This is a genomic window from Eoetvoesiella caeni, from assembly GCF_003315175.1.
Taxonomy (GTDB): Bacteria; Pseudomonadota; Gammaproteobacteria; order Burkholderiales; family Burkholderiaceae_B; genus Eoetvoesia; species Eoetvoesia caeni.
Map to the genome: position 1 here is coordinate 32,008 of NZ_QNRQ01000015.1, position 18,685 is coordinate 50,692.

General features: G+C 59.9%; 21 protein-coding genes. 11 read left to right on the forward strand and 10 right to left on the reverse strand.

What is annotated here, in order from left to right; genetic code table 11:
- Window positions 1–335 precede the first annotated feature (335 nt).
- The gene (locus DFR37_RS19570; protein ID WP_113934876.1) at window positions 336–749 is read left to right on the forward strand and encodes a cupin domain-containing protein; all 414 of its coding nucleotides are present in this window, start codon (window positions 336–338) and stop codon (window positions 747–749) included.
- A gap of 87 nt (window positions 750–836) precedes the next feature.
- Here DFR37_RS19570 and DFR37_RS19575 read toward each other — a convergent pair whose 3' ends face one another.
- The 6 genes from DFR37_RS19575 to DFR37_RS19600 form a co-directional block, all read right to left on the reverse strand.
- The gene (locus DFR37_RS19575; protein ID WP_113934877.1) at window positions 837–1,058 is read right to left on the reverse strand and encodes a YgdI/YgdR family lipoprotein; all 222 of its coding nucleotides are present in this window, start codon (window positions 1,056–1,058) and stop codon (window positions 837–839) included.
- 210 nt (window positions 1,059–1,268) lie between these two features.
- Window positions 1,269–1,979: a glutathione S-transferase gene (locus tag DFR37_RS19580; RefSeq protein ID WP_113934878.1), complete on the reverse strand. Its 711-nt coding sequence runs from the start codon at window positions 1,977–1,979 to the stop codon at window positions 1,269–1,271.
- 108 nt (window positions 1,980–2,087) lie between these two features.
- A complete protein-coding gene (locus tag DFR37_RS19585) occupies window positions 2,088–3,719 on the reverse strand; it encodes a copper resistance CopC/CopD family protein (RefSeq protein WP_242341920.1) in 1,632 nt (543 codons plus the stop codon).
- 110 nt (window positions 3,720–3,829) lie between these two features.
- Entirely contained in the window at window positions 3,830–4,342 is a 513-nt protein-coding gene (locus tag DFR37_RS19590; protein WP_242341914.1) for a YcnI family copper-binding membrane protein, read from the reverse strand.
- A gap of 133 nt (window positions 4,343–4,475) precedes the next feature.
- Window positions 4,476–5,855 carry a glutathione-disulfide reductase gene (gene gor / locus DFR37_RS19595; RefSeq protein ID WP_113934881.1) on the reverse strand — a complete coding sequence of 460 codons (1,380 nt, stop codon included), beginning with the start codon at window positions 5,853–5,855 and terminating at the stop codon, window positions 4,476–4,478.
- A 109-nt stretch (window positions 5,856–5,964) separates the two neighbouring features.
- Window positions 5,965–6,777, reverse strand: a complete 813-nt coding sequence (locus DFR37_RS19600) for a helix-turn-helix domain-containing protein (RefSeq protein WP_113934882.1) — start codon at window positions 6,775–6,777, stop codon at window positions 5,965–5,967.
- A gap of 132 nt (window positions 6,778–6,909) precedes the next feature.
- Here DFR37_RS19600 and accB point away from each other — a divergent pair, with 132 nt between their 5' ends.
- The 6 genes from accB (at window position 6,910) to DFR37_RS19630 (ending at window position 13,121) form a co-directional block, all read left to right on the forward strand.
- Window positions 6,910–7,416, forward strand: coding sequence for an acetyl-CoA carboxylase biotin carboxyl carrier protein (gene accB / locus DFR37_RS19605; protein ID WP_170139960.1), 507 nt, complete (start codon window positions 6,910–6,912; stop codon window positions 7,414–7,416).
- Between the two features lie 15 nt (window positions 7,417–7,431).
- Window positions 7,432–8,844 (forward strand): acetyl-CoA carboxylase biotin carboxylase subunit, encoded by a 1,413-nt coding sequence (locus tag DFR37_RS19610; RefSeq protein ID WP_113934883.1) that lies wholly within the window; start codon window positions 7,432–7,434, stop codon window positions 8,842–8,844.
- Window positions 8,841–10,334 (forward strand): biotin carboxyl carrier protein, encoded by a 1,494-nt coding sequence (locus DFR37_RS19615; protein ID WP_113934884.1) that lies wholly within the window; start codon window positions 8,841–8,843, stop codon window positions 10,332–10,334. Before DFR37_RS19610 ends, DFR37_RS19615 begins: the two co-directional genes overlap by 4 nt.
- Window positions 10,331–11,170, forward strand: coding sequence for an HAD-IIA family hydrolase (locus DFR37_RS19620; protein ID WP_113934885.1), 840 nt, complete (start codon window positions 10,331–10,333; stop codon window positions 11,168–11,170). Before DFR37_RS19615 ends, DFR37_RS19620 begins: the two co-directional genes overlap by 4 nt.
- 58 nt (window positions 11,171–11,228) lie before the next feature.
- Complete coding sequence (locus DFR37_RS19625; RefSeq protein WP_113934886.1) at window positions 11,229–12,464, forward strand: Tm-1-like ATP-binding domain-containing protein; 1,236 nt, start codon at window positions 11,229–11,231, stop codon at window positions 12,462–12,464.
- A 102-nt stretch (window positions 12,465–12,566) separates the two neighbouring features.
- Window positions 12,567–13,121, forward strand: a complete 555-nt coding sequence (locus DFR37_RS19630) for a DUF2799 domain-containing protein (protein WP_113934887.1) — start codon at window positions 12,567–12,569, stop codon at window positions 13,119–13,121.
- On the opposite strand, the gene DFR37_RS19635 is transcribed toward DFR37_RS19630, so the two are convergent.
- The gene (locus DFR37_RS19635; RefSeq protein WP_242341913.1) at window positions 13,094–14,338 is read right to left on the reverse strand and encodes an MFS transporter; all 1,245 of its coding nucleotides are present in this window, start codon (window positions 14,336–14,338) and stop codon (window positions 13,094–13,096) included. The two genes, DFR37_RS19630 and DFR37_RS19635, sit on opposite strands and share 28 nt — an antisense overlap.
- 90 nt (window positions 14,339–14,428) lie before the next feature.
- On the opposite strand from DFR37_RS19635, the gene DFR37_RS19640 reads away from it, so the two are divergent.
- The 4 genes from DFR37_RS19640 (at window position 14,429) to DFR37_RS19655 (ending at window position 16,515) form a co-directional block, all read left to right on the forward strand.
- Window positions 14,429–15,010, forward strand: coding sequence for a TetR/AcrR family transcriptional regulator (locus DFR37_RS19640; protein WP_113934889.1), 582 nt, complete (start codon window positions 14,429–14,431; stop codon window positions 15,008–15,010).
- 79 nt (window positions 15,011–15,089) lie between these two features.
- Window positions 15,090–15,515 (forward strand): OsmC family protein, encoded by a 426-nt coding sequence (locus DFR37_RS19645; RefSeq protein WP_113934890.1) that lies wholly within the window; start codon window positions 15,090–15,092, stop codon window positions 15,513–15,515.
- A 108-nt stretch (window positions 15,516–15,623) separates the two neighbouring features.
- A complete protein-coding gene (gene alkB / locus DFR37_RS19650) occupies window positions 15,624–16,274 on the forward strand; it encodes a DNA oxidative demethylase AlkB (protein WP_113934891.1) in 651 nt (216 codons plus the stop codon).
- Window positions 16,275–16,293: 19 nt separating this feature from the next.
- Window positions 16,294–16,515 (forward strand): putative signal transducing protein, encoded by a 222-nt coding sequence (locus tag DFR37_RS19655; RefSeq protein ID WP_113934892.1) that lies wholly within the window; start codon window positions 16,294–16,296, stop codon window positions 16,513–16,515.
- A 10-nt stretch (window positions 16,516–16,525) separates the two neighbouring features.
- Here the strand turns inward: DFR37_RS19655 and DFR37_RS19660 are convergent, their stop codons facing one another.
- The 3 genes from DFR37_RS19660 to DFR37_RS19670 form a co-directional block, all read right to left on the reverse strand.
- Window positions 16,526–16,852, reverse strand: a complete 327-nt coding sequence (locus DFR37_RS19660) for a hypothetical protein (RefSeq protein WP_113934893.1) — start codon at window positions 16,850–16,852, stop codon at window positions 16,526–16,528.
- A 199-nt stretch (window positions 16,853–17,051) separates the two neighbouring features.
- Window positions 17,052–17,954, reverse strand: coding sequence for a helix-turn-helix domain-containing protein (locus DFR37_RS19665; protein ID WP_113934894.1), 903 nt, complete (start codon window positions 17,952–17,954; stop codon window positions 17,052–17,054).
- A gap of 46 nt (window positions 17,955–18,000) precedes the next feature.
- Window positions 18,001–18,684, reverse strand: coding sequence for an orotate phosphoribosyltransferase (locus DFR37_RS19670; RefSeq protein WP_113934895.1), 684 nt, complete (start codon window positions 18,682–18,684; stop codon window positions 18,001–18,003).
- Window position 18,685: the final 1 nt, after the last annotated feature.

Here is an 18,685-nt window from a genome sequence, read left to right on the forward strand (position 1 = left end):
AAGCGCAACGCTGTAATGCACATACTTTCATGCATCAATGGGCTCTGCGCCGACAAAACGGGCTCGCGGACGAAGCATGAATCCCTGCGTGCGTTGCTCCAGCGCATGTGCAATCCATCCCGCGGATCTGCTTAATGTCCACAGCGCCAAGGCGCCGCCCGGCGACATTCCCAGCAATCTTGCAAATACCCATGTGTGTTGATTATTTTAATCAATATTGATAGCCGGTTCTGCGCATTATAAAGTGGCTGGAAGGCAGGCTGTAGCCGGCCGCCGGCCACAAGCCTGCCGGCGCAGCAGCGCCATAAACCGTTTTTACACTAGAGAGATGAAAGATGAACGCACCCACCAAGCAAGACGCCCATCCGGCCGCGCAGAAGGCGGCGCCCATAACCTGGCATGTCGACGATGTTGAATGGACTCCGCTCACCGGCTTGTTCATCCGCCAAGCCGGCTATAAAACAGTTGTGCCGCCTGAATTCACCAACGACGCCTACAGCATTGAACTGACGACCGTAGGCGCGGGAGGCTCTTCGCCGGCACATGTAGAGCCCTGGGCCCATGTGTTTTACGTGTTGTCCGGCAGCGGCGAGGTAACGGTCGAAGGCGAGGTCACGCAAGTACGCGCCGGCTCGGTAAGCCCGATCGCGGCAGGTCAGTCGCACTCTTTTCGAAACACCGGCACGGACTCTCTTGAAATGCTGGTTATCTACCATCCGCCCCGCAAGCGCAATGCCGCCCGCGCATAAACGTTTTGCGGTTTCAAAACCAGCCGGCGGCATGCTATGCGAACAGCGACTGCCTGCAATGCGAAGCAGCCGCTGGGCTCTTTCTTTTTACTTGACCTCTTCGATGCTCTGGACGTCGGACGAGTTCATCTTGACTTTCCGGCCGTCTTTATCGTACGTGATAAAGCCATCCTGCCGATTGATTTCGGGTTTGTCCGCCGTCATGATCTTCTGGCCGTCCCGGGTGGTAATTTCGGTAGGCGTGGAACATGCGACAAGACCGCCGCAACCCAAGATCATCAACGCACACAGGAATTTCTTCGAAATCATAATGCTGCTCCCAGAGGTGATTGAAAAACCAGAGTAACAAAGCAGCTCCAGGGGTATTGTGAGGTTTTGTCAGGGCAAGCCACAAAAACCTACGCCCGCATGGAGCGCGGGGGACAAGCGCCGCGAGGCTTACATGACTGGAAGAAGCCTGTGAACCAACCACCGCGGCGCCTTAACCTCATTACCGCATTCCAAGCAGTGACCTGCCGCCTACTCGCCGTCCAGCTCAGGATAATAGCGGAACATGCCATCGCCGAATGGCAGGCGGCGGGGACTGGCGAAATAGTCTTGCAGCTCGGGCAAGGCCCCTACCCGCTTGTGCAAGCCCGACAGGCATGGATAGTCGGAAATCACTGCGGCCATGCGCTTGGGGAAGGCATGCAGCAGGCCGTCCACCAATTGGAACAAAGACAAATCCGCATAAGACCAGTGTGTGCCGGCGGTAAGCCAGCCTTCATGCGGGATCAGCACGCGTTCAAAATAATGCAGGAACTTGGGAATACGGGTCTCGCGAAAGACTTGCGCGCGACGCAGGGATTCGGCCTTTTGCTCTTCGTAGTGCAGGCTGGACGCAATGGGGTGATGAACGTCGTGCGCTTCAACCACCATGTCGGCGATGGTCAGCTGAATTTGGTTCACCCACAAGCGGCCGGCGGTATCGGCCGGAGCAAGGCTGTGCTTTTCGCCCAGAAACAGCAAGATGTTGGCTGTTTGGGAAATGACCATGCGGTCCACCACCAGGTAAGGCGGCGCAAACGGCGGGTATTCGCGCACGCGGTTCATGTCTTCAAGCAGCCGCTCTTGGCCCGCACCGGGTTCACGTGTGCAATCCCTATAAGGTGTCTTCGCCGCTTCAAGCGCCAGCCGAACAAACTCGCCCCGACCAGGGATGCCATTCCAGTACCAAAGTTCGTAAGTCATTCGTTGTCCTTTTCCATGGGTTCGTCCAGACGATATGAATCGAACCGGGGCGCCATCACATTCCCCGGGTTCGATAATCATAATCCTCAAATCCCGCGGATTTCCACCCTAAGGAAGCGCCAGTTGCCCTTCCAGTTGAATCCGGTCGAAATCGGAAATGAATATGTCCAGCCGCAAAGTCCAGTGCTGCAGCTTGGGCAAGCGCAGCGAGCGCACTTCCCAATGGCCCGGCCCGACCTGAGTCGCCCGGCGCAGCAAGGGCTCCATGCCGCTTGAAGCATTCAAGAAAGACACATCGACGGCAATGGGCAGCAAGGGGGCCGACTGCGCATCGGTAAGTGTCAATTGCAATGTTCCCGCCTGGCCGGATCCGGCGGCTTGCGCATACACGGCCTGGACCATGGCCGACGCACCATGAAGATGGGCGGAAACCACCACCGGCGCGCCAGCGGACATGACGCGCGCAGGCGGCGTAAAACGCCACAGCGCGACTACGCCCAGCACGCACAAAGCCAGGACAATCTCGGCCGTGATAATGCGGCCCAACGCCCGACGTGCCGCCTCTTTGCCTTCAAGCACCGCAGCAGTCAGGCGATAACGGTTCCAGGCAGCCAACAAGAACAAAGCGGCCACCAGCGCCAGCTTGCACAATAGTATCTGCCCATACGCGGTGCGCCACAACGCTGTCACATGATCAAGCTGCAAGACGGCCAGCAGCAGCCCGCTGGCCAGCAATACAGCCACCACCCAGCGAATATGATACGAGAACCGAGTCAACGCAGGCAGCAGTTGGACGCCGTTGTTGCGGACCAGGCCAAGCAAAGGAATAAGCGCTCCCAGCCATGCCGTCACGGCAACGACATGCAGCCACACGGCGGGGCGGGCCAGCCACTGCGGCGGAGCCACGCTGGCATGGCCGCTGGCGGCAAAGGCCGCCCCCAGCAGTACAACAGCCGTAATGGCGCCCAGGCGAATGCGGCCCGGGCTTGCGCTGGTCAGCAACGCATCCCACGCCGCCAGCAAGGCCAAGAGCGCCAGCGCCAGTGTGATCGAATACGTGGTGCCCAGCGCGGTAAGCCAGACCTGCGCGCCAGCCAGGGCGGACCACGACGCATTCAAGGCGTCCAGCCCTTGCAGCGCCAATGAAACCGGGATGGCAATCAGGCCAAGGCCTATCGCCATCCGCGCGCAACAGACCGGGCTGTTTGCGCCGAGCGGCGAGCAAGCCCGGAACAGGGCTGCGCCCACTCCAAAGAACAGGCCGATATACAAAGCCAGCCTGGCCAGCCAGATAGCGGACTGGCGCACTATCAACGTACTGCCGGGCTCGATGGCCGGAGCGGCGCCGGCAACGCCCAGCGAGAACACAACGGCTCCGCCCACCGGGTGGCCGTCTGCCGAAATTACGCGCCAACTTAGCGCATAGGTGCCTGTCTGGCGCTGCATAGGCAAATCGATGCGCAATTTATTATCGACTGCCCTGACATGACCCAGGACTTGCGACGTACCATTGGGCAAGACCAGGCGAAAGACCAGCGGCGATACCGGTTCGTCAAAAGTCAATACAGCCTGTGGCGGCATGGCTGCAAGCACGATGCCGTCGGCCGGTGCCGCAGCGACCAGCGCGGCATGCGCATGCGCCGCGCGCCCGACGGCCAGCAGAGACAACAAAAGAAGGACCTGTCCCATGAACAGCCCGGCACGCCGGCAAGGCCGCAAGCCGAAAATTCCCAGAATCATCAAGACCCGCTCCGCCCATAATGGCATTCAGCAAGCAACGACGGGCAGGTATGCATGACGTTGTATGAGGTCCGGTCAGTGAACAAAGCCAAGCTGGGCCATCCGGCCGGCTATGGCTTGGGCAGCAACTTCAGGCTGGGCGCGGGCTTGTCGCTGGGGCTGGCGGTTTCTATCCAGCGCTCTACCCCTTTCTCGCACTCCTGCACCACCGGAAAGTAAAGGACCTGGCCCGGCTTCAAGGTGGGTTCGGCCAAGTAGGCCTGAAATACGAACTCATCGTAGTTGTCGTCCAGCAGCTTGCCGCTCCAACTGACTTCCTTCACGCCGGATGTGATCTGTGCGCCATGGACAGTATACGGTTGCGCATACGAGCCCTTGATGGTTTCAAGCGTCCAGCCGGGCTTGGGCTGCGGCTTGATCGAAATGACGCCCTCGGGAACACGTACCCGCACTTTCAAGGTGGGCGACCCGGCGCAACCGTGCGGTACGCGAAAAACGGCTTTGTAGTAGCTGCCGACAGGCGCTTGCTTCGTTTCGAGCGTCACATGGGCGAAGGCGGGCATCGCGGCCAATGCCGCGAGAATGGCAGCCGCCTTGGCGGCACGAAGGACAAGACGATTCATTGAAGACTCCAGCGTCATGAAGAGGACCGGCCTTCTTGCCGGGGCTCTTCGTCGTTTTTCATGGGACCCATACACCCCAGGGAATGAATCCCTGGGCCAGAGCGGCCCGCTCGGGGCGAGTTTTGCGCGATGGCTACGACGCGGGGTCGGCCACCTTATCCCGCATGGTTACGAACTCTTCGGCCGCGGTGGGGTGTATGCCCACGGTACGGTCGAACTGCTTTTTGGTGGCGCCACACTGCATCGCAATGGCAAGGCCTTGCATGATCTCGGCGGCGTCCGGGCCGACCATGTGGCAGCCAAGCACGCGGTCGCTTTCGCGGTCGACCACGAGCTTCATAAGGGTTTTTTCCTTGCGCCCGCTTAGCGTGTTGTGCATGGGGCGGAATATGCTTCGGTAGATATCGACCGGCTTGCCGCCTTCGCGAGCCTGATGCTCGGCCAGACCGACCGTTGCCACGGGAGGCTGGCTGAACACCGCCGTCGAAATGAGGTGAGGGTCGAATTTTGTGGGGTTGTCGTTATACAAGGTCTCGGCCAGGGCCCGCGCTTCGGCAATCGCGACGGGCGTCAGGTTATGCTTGTCGGTGACGTCGCCTACCGCATAAATGTTTTCTACCGACGTACGCGACCACTCGTCGACCAGCACAGCCCCGACATCGTCGGTTTTGACGCCCACTTCCTGCAAGCCCAGGTTGCGGGTATTAGGCACACGGCCAGTGGCATACAAGATCTGATCGCAGGAAATTACCTGGCCGTCATTAAGCGTGACATGCAGGCCGCCGGCGGCCTTCGCTATGCTTTCAACCAGCGTACCGTTAAGGATGCGCATGCCGCGCTCGGTCAGTTCCTGCGCCAAATGCTGGCGCACGTCCATGTCGAACCCCCTAAGCGGTATGTCGCCGCGCAATACCAGGGTAACCTCGGCGCCCAGCGTCAGGAAAATACCGGCAAATTCCACCGCAATATAACCGGCGCCTACCACTACGACACGCTTGGGCAGCTCGGCAAGCTCCAGGGCCTCGTTGGACGTAATGGCATGCTCGATGCCCGGTGTATCGGGCATGACAGGATGGCCCCCGGTCGCTATCAGGATGCGTTCGGCGGTTACCCTGCGCCCGCCGATGTCCACGGTATGGGCGTCGACCATGCGGCCTTCGCCGGTAATCAGCTCGACGCCCGCATCGGCCAGCATCTTGATATAAATGCCATTAAGACGGTCGATTTCGCGATTCTTGTTGGCAATAAGAGTGGGCCAGCTGAATGTAGCCTGACCAATATCCCAGCCGTAGCCGCGCGCATCGGCAATTTCGTCGGCAACCTGCGCGCCATACACCAGCAACTTTTTTGGAACGCAGCCCCGGATGACGCATGTGCCGCCCACCCGGCTGTTCTCGCAGATACCGACCTTCGCCCCATAAGCCGCGGCGCGGCGCGACCCCGCAACGCCCCCCGAACCCGCGCCAATCGTAAAGAGGTCAAAATCGTACTTGCTGTTTCGAGCCTGAGCCATGCTGTCGTTCCGTCCTTATTTTGGATCAAATTTTATGTGCAATACCGTAATCATGCCCTGATTAAGCCTTCCGGCACAAATCGGGCTAGAGCTCGGTTGAAAAGCCACGCTATGCCTGCCGCATCAGCCTGGCGGAGATTTCTTTGGAAGCCTGTACCAGCTGGGGCAGGTGTTTCTTGACTATCTGAGGCACTGTGGCCACCTTGTGCATCCATGTCAGGTTGATGATGGCGACGACTTCGTCGCCAGCCCACACCGGCACGGCTATCGAGTCGCGCTGGTCGTCCGATTCGCGGCGGGTCTTGTCGAAGTGGCCGCCGAAGTCGTCTGCGCGCACACCATAACCCTTGCGGCGGGTGTCGTCCAGAATCCGCTGCACAAGCTCGGGCTGGTTCGCCATGAAATTGCCATGTTCGTTGCTCGCGGCCAGGCGCAGCAATACAGCCTTGCGCTCGGCTTCGCTGCAGAAAGCAATATAGGCGCGCCCCGTGGCCGAGCGCAGCATATTGATTCGAAAGCCGACCGGCCCCAGCGGGATATGCGAAAAATACGACTTGGGGCTGTTGGTTTCGATGACCTCCATGTGGTCAAGGCGCGGTACGGCAAGAATGGAAGGCCAGTTCACCTTTTGGCATAGGCGGCCAAGAATCGGGGAGGCGACCTCGACGAGGAAGTTTTCATCGTTGATTTGCGGCGGACGCGGCTGATAGGTATGGCTGGCCATGAATGCGCCATCGGCAAGCCGCTGCCACACCAGCCCGCGCTCTTTCAGCGTGGCCAGTATCCGAGTCAATGTTGCCTTGGGCAGGCCGGTGGCCAGGTAAAGGTCGTGCAGACTGGCGTTGCGCGCTGTATGCAAATAGCCCAAGACCTCCAGGCCCCGGTCCAGCGCTCGAATCGTCTTTACTTTGTATTCGCGCATATCCTCACAGCTTTTCACCAGATGAAAACCAATCGAATGATACTAGCATTTGCCGCTGCGCCTGAGCAACACTCAATGCAACGATCAGAACCGCGGCATCAAACCCTGCAAGGGAATATTGGAATCTTAGCCATGAGCCTCAACTATGAAGACGTCCAGCGCATCATCCAGTTGCTCAACACTTCGCACTTCGATGAACTGCACCTGGAAGCGGACGGCATCAAGCTGGACTTGAAGCGCCACGGATTCGCCAACGGCGCCCTTCCCGCCGGCGCGGCTGGGCAAGAAAGCGCAGCACTGTCGCCTCCCGCCGCGAAACCAGATCGACAAGACGACGCGCCAACCTCCAAGCCGGCTCAGCACCCGCCCGCTTCCAATACAACGCTCTCCGATGCAGCGCTGCTGGAAATCCGCGCACCCATGCTGGGCGCCTTCTACTGTTCGCCCAAACCGGGCGCTGCGCCTTTTGTCTCGATAGGAAGCAAAGTTTCGTCTCACACCATCATCGGCATTATCGAAGTCATGAAGCTTATGAACTCGGTCGCTGCGGACATCTCGGGCGAAGTCGTCGAAATACTGGCCAAAGACGGCGACCTGGTCGAATACGACCAAGTACTGCTGCGCGTTCGCCCAGCCTGAATGAAAACCCCGGCCATGGACAAAGCTCAAACAGACAGCGGCACCACGAAGATTCGGCGCGTCCTGGTTGCCAACCGCGGCGAGATCGCGCTGCGCATCATCCGCAGCCTGAAGCGGCTGGACATTGAGTCCGTGCTGGCGGTCTCCACCGCGGACCGCGACAGCATGGGGGCCAGGATGGCCGATCGCACCGTGTGCATAGGCCCAGGCCGCGCCGCCGACAGTTATCTGAAAATCGGCACGCTGGTTCAAGCCGCCCTGAGTACCGGCGCGCAAGCCATACATCCAGGCTATGGGTTTCTTTCAGAACGCTCGGAGTTTGCCCGTGCATGCGAAGACAACGGCCTGGTGTTCATCGGGCCCACGGCCGAACAGATAGAAAGAATGGGCAACAAGCTGCAAGCGCGCGAGATCGCACAAATGGCCAAGGTGCCCATCACTCCGGGCGGGCCGGTAGAGTCGCTTGGACAAGCCTTGCAAGCGGCCGATGAAATCGGCTTCCCCGTGCTTATCAAGGCGGTGGGCGGAGGCGGCGGGCGCGGCCTGAAGCGCGCCAACACGCGCGAAGAACTGAGCAAGCTGTTCGATCTTGCCAGCGCAGAAGCTTTGGCCGCGTTCGGCGATGGACGCGTCTATATCGAATGCTTCGTGACCCAGGGCCGGCACATCGAAGTCCAAATCCTGGGCGACGGCAAGCAAGTCGTCCATCTTGGCGACCGCGACTGCTCGGTCCAGCGGCGCTATCAGAAGCTGATAGAAGAAGCTCCCGCTCCGGACTTTCCCGACGACATGCGCCGCGAGGTGCAGGCGGCCGCGGTACGTTTTGCGCAACATATCGGCTATCGCAGCGCCGGCACCGTCGAATTCTTGATCGACGTGCAGCGCAAGCAGTTCTATTTTCTTGAAATGAACGCGCGCATTCAGGTAGAACACCCCGTAACCGAATTGATAACCGGCCTGGATATCGTGGCCGAACAGCTGCACATAGCCCAGGGAAATTCATTGCGGCTGTCGCAGCAAGACATCCACATGAAAGGCCATGCCATCGAATGCCGCATCAATGCCGAGGATGTTGAAAACGATTTCCAGCCTTGTCCCGGCAGAATCAACGAGGTGCAATTTCCCGCCATGGACGGCCTGCGTATCGACACCTATATCGAAGCAGGAACCATGGTGCCGCCTTTCTATGATTCCATGGTGGCCAAGATCATTGCGGTGGCGGACACGCGCGATGAAGCGCGCCGACGCCTGCTCGACGCCCTGGCCAAAGTTCGCATCGGCGGCGTCAAGACCAATATCCGTCTTCACCAGGCCATCCTGCGCACACCGGAATTTTCAGCTGGCGGCGTAGATACGGGTTTTCTGGGACGCTACCTGGCGCAAAGTGCCGCGGCAGACGCCGAACACAAGGAAACGAGCCCAACATGACGCACTCTTCATTGCAGTTTATCGACACCACATTGCGGGACGGCAATCAAAGCCTGTGGGGCGCCACGGGCCTGCGAACAGCAATGATGCTGCAAGTGGCGCCGCTGCTGGACCAAGTCGGCTACCATGCGCTGGATTTCAGTACCAGCACGCATATGGCGGTAACGGTCCGGTTCCATAAAGAAAACCCCTGGGAACGCCTAAGGCTGATGAAAGCGCACACGCCGCGAACACAACTGAGCTTTCTTTCCACCGGCATGCGTTTCATTTCGTGGGAAACCGCGCATCCCGAACTCATGGCTCTGTCGTACCGCTTGCTGGTAAACAACGGCATCGAGCGCTTCATGGTAATGGACCCCATGAACAATGCCACGGCTGTTATCGAGAACTGCCGGGCCATCAAAAAGGCCGGCGCATCGGAGATCGTCGGCGCCTTGGTTTACACCGTCAGCCCGATTCACGACGACGAGTTTTTTGCGGCGATGGCCAGGACGCTTGCCGCGGAAGCCGCTATAGATCGCATTTACCTGAAGGACCCGGGCGGCCTGCTTACGCTGGACCGGGCCCGCACGCTACTGCCCCAGCTGCGGCTTGCGGCCGGCGGCAAGCCGCTGGAACTGCATTCGCATTGCACCATCGGCCTGGCTCCGTTCACCTATGCCGAAGCGCCGTCGCTGGGCGTGGACGCATTGCACACGGCCGCACGGCCGCTGGGCAACGGCACCAGCCAGCCCGCGGTGGAAAACGTGGTCAGCAACCTGCAAGGCCAAGGCGTTTCCACCGGCCTGGACATGGAGGCCGCGGCCCGCGTCAGCAAGTATTTCACCACGCTGGCCGGCGCCGAAGGCCTTCCTGTGGGTGTGCCCCAGGAATATGATTCGCGCTATTTCGGCCATCAGCTTCCCGGCGGCATGATAGGCACCATGCGGCGCCAATTGCGCGAAATGCGCCAGGAACATCGCCTGCCCGAAGTCTACGAAGAGGTCGAGCGCGTACGCGGCGAGCTGGGCTACCCGATTATGGTGACGCCGTTTTCGCAGGTCGTGGGCACCATGGCCGTGATGAACGTGCTGGCGCCCCACCGCTACGCCAACGTACCGGACGAGGTCATTCGCTATGTCATAGGCCGCTTCGGCACTCCCCCCGCCCCCATGGACCCCGACGTCCGCGACCGCATCGAGCAATTGCCCCGCGCAAAAGAACTTGCGGCGCAGGCTCCCATGCCGCCATTGAATGAATTGCGCAAGCGCTTCGGCCCCGGCCTTTCCGATGAAGAATTCCTGCTGCGCGCCGTCATGCCCGCCGAGCAGGTGGACGCCATGGTCGCCGCGGGCCCATGCCGCCAAAGCTACAACCCCATCCTGAGCCCCGCCGAAAAGCTCCTGGAAGAACTGTCCCGTCGCCCGGACATTGCCCACGCCCGCATTGAAAAAGACGGTTTCTTAATGACACTGCACAGCGCCAGCCCCGCCACCGGAGATTCAAAATGAACCGACCATCCACCGCCCGCCATATCGAAGGCGTTCGCGGCTTCATTTTCGATATCGACGGCACGCTGGCGCTTGGCGACCGGCTGCTGAACGGCTACCAGGCCCTGCCCGGCGCAATCGAGCTCATCGACCTTCTGACCCAACGCAATATTCCATTCGTTGCTTTCACCAACGGTTCCACCAAGACGCCTGCCCAGCTGTCCGCGGCGTTGGGGCAAGCGGGGATCCACATCGACGCATCGCGCGCAATCACGCCCCCAAGGGTCGCCGTTTCGCTGTTCCAGCAAGAAAAATACAAGCGCATCCTGGTGCTGGGCACGCCTGGCGTCTGGCAGCCGCTGGCCGACGCCGGCTTCGATGTCGTGGTGTCCCCCGAAAAAGCCAACGATGTCGACGCGGTGTTCATCGGCTGGTATCCCGAGTTCCGCCTTGCCGACATAGAAGCGGCCGCCCAGGCCGTCTGGGGCGGAGCCAAGCTTTACACCGTGTCCACCGCGCCATTTCTGGCTACCAAAGAAGGCCGTTCGATCGGCATTTCGCATGCCATCACCGCCGCGGTGCAAAGCGTCACCAACGCTCCGGTGTCGATCGTGGGCAAGCCATCGCCTCATGCCTTCGAGCTTGCCCGCTCCTTATTGAACATGGACGCTGCGCAAATCGCGATAGTGGGCGACGACCTTACGCTTGAACATGCCATGGCTTTGCAAGAAGGCGCGCTTTCCATCGCCGTCCACAGCGGCCTGGCGTCCATATCCGAAATTGAAAAACTGGCGCCCGGCCAGCAGCCGCATTTATCGCTGGCGGGAGTAGAACAACTGCTGGAGATACTGCGCTGACCCCAAGATTCCTGCCAAGCGCAAGCAGTAATTAGAACAACCCGAAGGAGACAAAAAAATGAGCAGCAAACCCAAAGTCCTTATGATAGTTACTCTCGACACCAAAGCAGTCGAGGCGCAGTTCCTGCGGCAAACGCTGGAGTCGCATGGGGTCGAAGTCGTCCATCTGGACCCCAGCATCCGCAAGTCGGTGATGCCTGCGGCCGAGATCACACCCGAGCAGGTTGCCGGCGGCGCCGGAAAAACAATTCAAGAAGTCCGCGACCTGAACCATGAAGGCAAATGCCAGGAAGTCATGACCCAGGGCGCGGTCAAATGCGCCCTGGATCTTCACGCAAGGACACCCATCAGCGGCATCGTCGCGCTTGGCGGCTCCATGGGCAGTTCGCTGGGCAGCGTGGTCATGCAGGCCTTCCCCTATGGAATGCCGAAGGTGCTGGTTTCCACGATGGCCTCTGGATTCACGCTGCCTTTCGTCAGGGCCAAGGACATCATCATGTTCAACCCGGTGTGCGACATCGCCGGCCTGAACAGCATTACCCGCGACGTATTCCGCAACGCGGCCATCGCCGCCGCCGCCATGGCCAAAGAGTATTCGCCAATAAAGACAGAACCCAAGCCGCTGATTGCCATGGGCACGCTGGGCACCATCGACCGCTGCACGGTGCGGGTACGCAAGGCACTGGAGGAAAAAGGCTACGAAGTCATGGTGTTCCATACGCTGGGCACGGGCGGGATGGCGCTGGACCAAATCGTCAGCGAACGCAATGTCGTCGCCGTCATAGATTCCTCGCTGGTCGAGCACAACGACTTCCTGAACAATGGCCTGTGCAGCGCGGGGCCGGATCGGTCCAAGGCCGCATTGAAAAAGGGCATCCCGGTCCTGTTCGCTCCGGGCAATGCGGACTTCATGGTAGCCGGCCCCATCGAAATGGCTGAAAAGCAGTTTCCGGGCAAGCGCTATCACAAGCACAACCTGGCCTTGACCGCCGTACGCACCGAAGCGCCCGAGCTTGGCAACCTGGCCAGGCACCTGGCGGGCCTGATCGCCGACGCCAAAGGCCCAGTTTCGTTCTTCGTGCCCTTGAAGGGGTTCTCGCACCACGACAGCCCCGAAGGCCACCTGCACGACCCTTCGTTGTGCCCGGTGCTGTATGAAGCCCTGGCCGCCAACTTGCCGTCATGGGTGACGCTATCGAAGTTCGATTGCCATATCAATGACGAACAATTTGCCGATGCGTTGGTGGACGAAGTCCTTCGCCTTACCGCTCCATGCACGGCAACCGCGACCTGACACAAGGTCCCGCATGATCGCGTCATGCCAAAGGACCGGGGGCTGGAGTTTTTTAATGGCATGCTCATATAATGTTGCTGAATATTGCAACCCCGGACACATGTGCGCATCGCAAATCAATCGCTTACCCTATTCCGCTGGCTTGCGCTGAGCGGCTTCCTTGGCCTGCTGGCGGGCTGCGCCAGCATGTCGCCCGAAGAATGCCGCACGGCCAACTGGCGTGAACAGGGCATGCGTGATGGCCAGAATGGCCAGCCGCGCTCGTACCTTGAAGAGCACCGGGAAGCTTGCGGCAAGGTCGGCGTTACCCCCGACGCACGCAGCTACGAGGCCGGCCGCGCCATAGGCATCAGGCAATACTGCACCCCGGCGAATGGGCTGGAACAGGGACGGTACGGCCACACATACCGCAACTCGTGCCCGCCGGAACTTGAACGCGCTTTCCTGGACCGGTATCGGGCCGGCTACCGCGTCTACGAGGCCCAACGCCGAGTCGAGAACCTCACATCCGAGCAGCGCTCCAAGCAATACAACCTCGATAGAGCAAAGGACGACAAGACTCGTGACTCGCTACGACGTCAGTTGCGCGACCTGGACTACAGCCTGCGCCGGGCACGCGACGATCTTTACTACGAGGAACAACGCTTGCGTCCATAGCCGGCACCGAGTCGGAATGGCTTGCTGCCGGCCAGGGCTGCAGCCGTCAGAACAATAAGCGCCATCCCGTAATAATTGCTGGCCGCGGTCAGGCCCAGGGCATTGGCAAGAACGCCAGCAAGAATAGCGGGCAGGCAGAAAGCCAGATAGCTCATGATGTAGAAAGCGGCCATCAAGCCCGCACGTTCATGGGGCTGCGCCATTGGCAGCAGGCGGCGCAAGGCGCCCAGGAACCCAAGGCCAAAACCGATTCCCGACAAAAGAGTGCCCACAAAGAATAATAGTGCCGCACTGCTGTCCACGCCGCCCAAGGTAATCGCAACGCCAAGCATCAAGGTCGCGGCGCCCACTGCCAGCATGCGCTGCGGTTCCCATGAACGAAGCAGCAATACGGAAGCTGCCGCCGCCATGGTCAATACGAAAACCATCAAGCCTCCGATCACCGGAGCGTGCAGACCCGTTACTTGCGCTATCAAGGTCGGCCCCAGCGAGAAGTAAAAGCCGCCCAGCGCCCACGCAGCGACGTTCATGGGGGCAATCGCCAACAATCCGCGCCAAGCGCTGCGGGGCACTGTGACGGTGGGCAGCATTGCCGCCCAAACTCCAGGGCGGCCAACTGCCGTTTCGGGCAGGAAGCATGCCACCAGCGCCAGGCCAATCAGCACAACCAGCAACACGGCATACACCAACTGAAGGGGCGCCGGCGCAAACTGAACAAGAATGCTGGCACCCAATGCCCCCACGGCAAGGCCGACCATGGGCGCCACGCTATTGATCATTGGGCTGCGCTTGTTGTCAAGATCCATCAGCCCGGCCGCCAGCACACTGGTCGCCGCGCCTGTGGCGATTCCCTGTATCAGACGGGCCACAATCAACAGGGGAACTGAGCTTGCCGTGATGAAGACGACCATCGAGGCGGCATTAAGCAGCAACGCGCCGACAATGACAGGCCGGCGACCGATATGGTCCGATACCGACCCAAGGACAAGCAGCGCCAGCAACAGAAAAATGGCATAGATGCCGAAAACCACTGTCAGCGTCATGGCAGAAAATCCCCACTGGCCACGATAGATGCTATACAGCGGCGTCGGCGCGCTGGACGCCGCCATGAAAGTGACCAGGATCAGCGCTTGCAACCAAAGTGCCGCCGGCCGGCTCAATTGCACAGACTGACGCATTTGGGCCCGGGAGGCGAGAGAGAATCGATTAGTAGCCATTTCACTTTTCCATAAACGCAAAGAATTTGCTTTAAAGAATTGTGCGCCTAAAAATTCCTTAACGCAAATAATTTGTGTTAACGTAATGCCATGAGTGTTCGAGAATGCATCCGCCCTGGCGGGCGTAGCGCCCGCGTCCAGGAGTCCGTACATAAAGCTGTACGCGAATTGGCCGCCGAAGTCGGACGGTCCAACCTTACCGTGCCCATGATTGCGGCCAGGGCAGGCGTTACCCCGTCGACGATTTATCGGCGCTGGGGCGATTTGTCCGAACTCTTGGCCGATGTCGCCCTGGAACGCCTGCGGCCGGACGCCGAGCCCGCCGATACCGGCTCCGTCGGCACTGACTTGCATGCCTGGGGAGAACAGTTTTTCGACGAGATGACATCCGAGCCAGGCAAGGCAATGGTGCGTGCTGTACTGGCATCCGCCATAAACAACGAATGGGAAAGCCCCTGCGCGGTATACACGCGCGAACAAATTCAAACCATGCTGAGCCGCGCCGAACAGCGCGGCGAAAAGGCGCCGGATGCGGACACCATCATGGACCGCTACGTCGCGCCGATTATGTACAGAAATATATTTTCAGGCGTACAAATGAGCGCTGATCAGGCCCGGGCGCTGCTGCAATCCTGCCTGGACGAAATGAAAGCACGCGAAAAATCGCACTGAAGATCCAACGCACAGTACCGCCGGCACGCCAGTCGTCTTACACTGTACGAACGAAGCACTTCACTACTAAGGAGCTGACATGGGCAAGAAAGCATCGGCAGTCTGGCAAGGCAGCATCAAGGAAGGCGGCGGCACCATTTCCACTGAAACAGGCGTATTGAACGAAGCGCCATACGGGTTCAAGTCGCGCTTCGAGAACGGCAAGGGCACCAATCCCGAAGAGTTGATCGCGGCGGCGCATGCGGGCTGCTTTTCCATGGCGTTTTCATTGATGCTGGGCGAAGCGGGCTTTACGCCCGACAAGATCGACACGCAGGCTGAAGTTACCTTGGTCTCGAACGCCGGCGGCTTCCAGATTACGGCAAGCCATCTAACGGTTACGGCCAAGGTCCCCGGCATCGAAAACGGCCGGTTCCAGGAAATCGCGGCTCACGCCAAGGCGGGCTGCCCCGTCTCTAAAGTGTTGAATGCCACCATTACCATGGACGCGAAACTGGAAGCCTGAAAGGCTGGCCTGGCGTCCGGCACCGACTGCACCGCCTGTGCTTAAGGCTGCGGCAGTCAATTTCTTGTGCCGAACGCCGACGCCACCCGGCCCAAGCCGCTCCTTGATATGACACTGGACCTCTTCCCTTGCGAAAGCACCACCACAGGCCTTGAAGCAATAGGACCTGGCGCTTTTGTGTTGCGGGGCTTTGCGCTGGCGCAATCGGCCGAGCTGATCGCCGCCATCACCGAGCTGGAGCGGCGCGCGCCGTTTCGCCACATGACAACGCCGGGCGGCTTCCGGATGTCGGTCGCGCTGACGAACTGCGGCACTTTGGGATGGACGACCGACCTGCAAGGCTATCGCTACACAACGCTTGACCCGCAAACAGGGCAGCCCTGGCCGGACATGCCCGACGCATTCATGGGCCTGGCCCGCGAAGCGGCAGCGGCTGCGGGTTTTTCCGGATTCGTGCCGGATGCCTGCCTTATCAATCGCTATGTGCCCGGTGCGCGCATGTCGCTGCATCAGGACAAGAACGAACGCGACTTCAGCGCGCCCATAGTTTCCGTATCGCTGGGCATGCCGGCCGTGTTTCTTTTCGGCGGCCATGCGCGCGGGGACAAAGCCGCCCGCATACCTTTGCTGCACGGCGACGCCGTTGTGTGGGGCGGCCAGGACAGGATGCGCTACCACGGCGTATTGCCGCTGAAAGACAGACCGCATCCCGTATTGGGCAGTCAGCGCATCAATTTCACGTTTCGTAAAGCCGGGTAGTGAACACAGGAGGGTCTGCATGACGCCGCTATACACACCGCAATCAACCAGCGAGGCTACGGTCATAGCCGCGCTTCTGGACGCCCATAGCGTCCGCTATATTATGCAAGGCGCAGCCTTCAGTGCGATGTACCCCGGCTCGTTCTCGACCGCTCTTAATGAATGTACTTTACTGGTTGCCGAAGAGGACCTTGAGTTTGCGCGGCAATTGCTTGAACCGTTCATGCAGGACGCCCCATAGCGCAAATTGCTTAGAACGCGTCGACCTTCCATTCGTAGTCGACGGCCACCTCGCCCAGAATCCGCAGGCGTTCTTCGGGGTTTTTATCAAGGGCCTCGAGCAGGCGATTGTTGAAGCCTTCCAGCGTTGCCTTGGCGCGGTCCGCGAATTCAGGATCGACCGCCTGGTCTTCGTATTTGATGACGTAGGTTTGCGCCGCAACGCCCACAACAAAATACAGGCCTGCATTAAGCGGGTCGGCCTTCATCAATTCGAACACGTCTTTATAGAAAAACTTGAAAGAATCGCTACCGGATTCCGAGTGTTCAAAACGTTGTGATATTTCTTTAAACGTCATTTTCGCGACAGCTCCACATCGAAACGAAATTGAATTGCCGACAAGCCCCTAAAGCGGACTTGCAAGGCAATCCCTAATGGTATCGAAATACCCAAAAAAACACAGTAACACAAGCCGTTAGCGCCGCCAAACCAAAGCATGGGCGGACGCCCCCATCGGCACCGCGGCCGTTCAAGCCGGGGGCCTGACACACCAGCACCTAATACCGCGCCAACAATGCCCGCAAGCGCGAAGCGCCGATCTTGCCTTTATAAGCGTTGGACCAGAGCCTGGCTATCATCCCTTCGTATACCTTCACCGCTTCGGGCGCCGCCGTGATGGTGGCAATGCCATTGCGCACATTAGGCAGTTCGCCCATGTGAAAAGGACTGACTGCCAATATCTTGTGCTTGGCGCCGACAAAAATCTGGTACGTGGAGGAAGGCATGGAATCGTCGACCAGGCCAATTTGCACATTCAAGGGCTCGCTTTCCATAAGGTCGGCCATGCGACTTACCTCATGGCGGGCGGCCTTCTGGCGTTCGGCCCGCACGCTGGCCGGCAAGTCGGTGCGCCCCACCAGGCCGACTTGCATGAAGTGCTCGAGCTCGCGCAGGCCGATCAGGCTTAGCACATGCGGGTGGCGCGCTTCGAACGAATGCTTGCGCTCGATAATCAGGCGAATGATCTCATCGACCTCCTTGGACTTGAGCACTCCGCCGACCTGGGCCGGCGTGGCCTCGAGCAGCATGGTACGCAAATGGTCCAGATAGCCGTCGGAAGTCAATAACAGGGAGATAGGCTCAAAATGGGCGAAAATTCGGTCCGATGCGCGCTCGATCTGATGCATGCGCTCGAAAAAGCCCCAGGCGTTGGCGTAGTATTCGACCTCGACACCCAGCAGCGATGCCATCGAAGTACCCAGCAGCTGGGCCAGCCTTTCAAGCATCTCGATCTTGACGATCTCGCCCTTTTCCATGCGGTACACCGCCGCCCGGGAAACGCCAAGGCGCTCGGCGACTTCTTCGGCCTGCAACGAGGCGCCGACGCGATAAGCACGCAAGCGGTCGCCCAGAGCGGCGTAATCGATCGACGATTTAAAGATATCAACACCGGCGTTCATTGTTCTTGCAGTCCCCGCGGTTAATCGCCCCAAGTGCGCTCAAGAATTATCTTTCCGCGCCCATGGCGCCAATCCCGCCATGATCCCGCGACCAGCGCGCAGGGTCCTCCAGAAATTCGGCCAGTTCTTCAAGCGCCCGTGGATTCAAGTCGCCGCGCTCGCGGGCAACGGCCAGAACGTCATGCCAGGTTGCCAGAGCATGAACGCGCACATTGAGCGCCTCCAGTGCCGGGTGCGGAGGGAACGCGCCGTAGTTGAAGATGACGAACAGGTCTTCGACCTTGGCCCCGGCGGCCGTCAGCGCCTTGCAGAATCCAACTTTGGACTGCCCCGCCGCCATCATGTCGTCCACCAGCAGCACCTTGTCGCCCGGTTTAAGCACCCCGACGATACGGCTTTGGCCCGCCTGCTTTTTACGCACATATTGCAACGGCAGATCCAGCGCTTCAGCCATCCAGGCGGCCAGCGCTATACCGCTGGCTTCCCCGCCCGCCACCGAGGCCACGCCGGGCACCACTTTTCGGTCGCGCAGCAACTGCAAGCCCTTGGCGATGAAGTCGCGGCGCACTTGCGGAAAGGAAATAAGGCGGCGGCAATCGATATATACAGGACTGGCCCAGCCCGAAGGCAGTCGAAAAGGCTCGTCGGTGCGCGCTGCCACGCAGCCTGTATCCAGCAGCGCCGTAGCGACAGCCCGGGCGCATGCATCCGGTATATACGATTCGGTCATG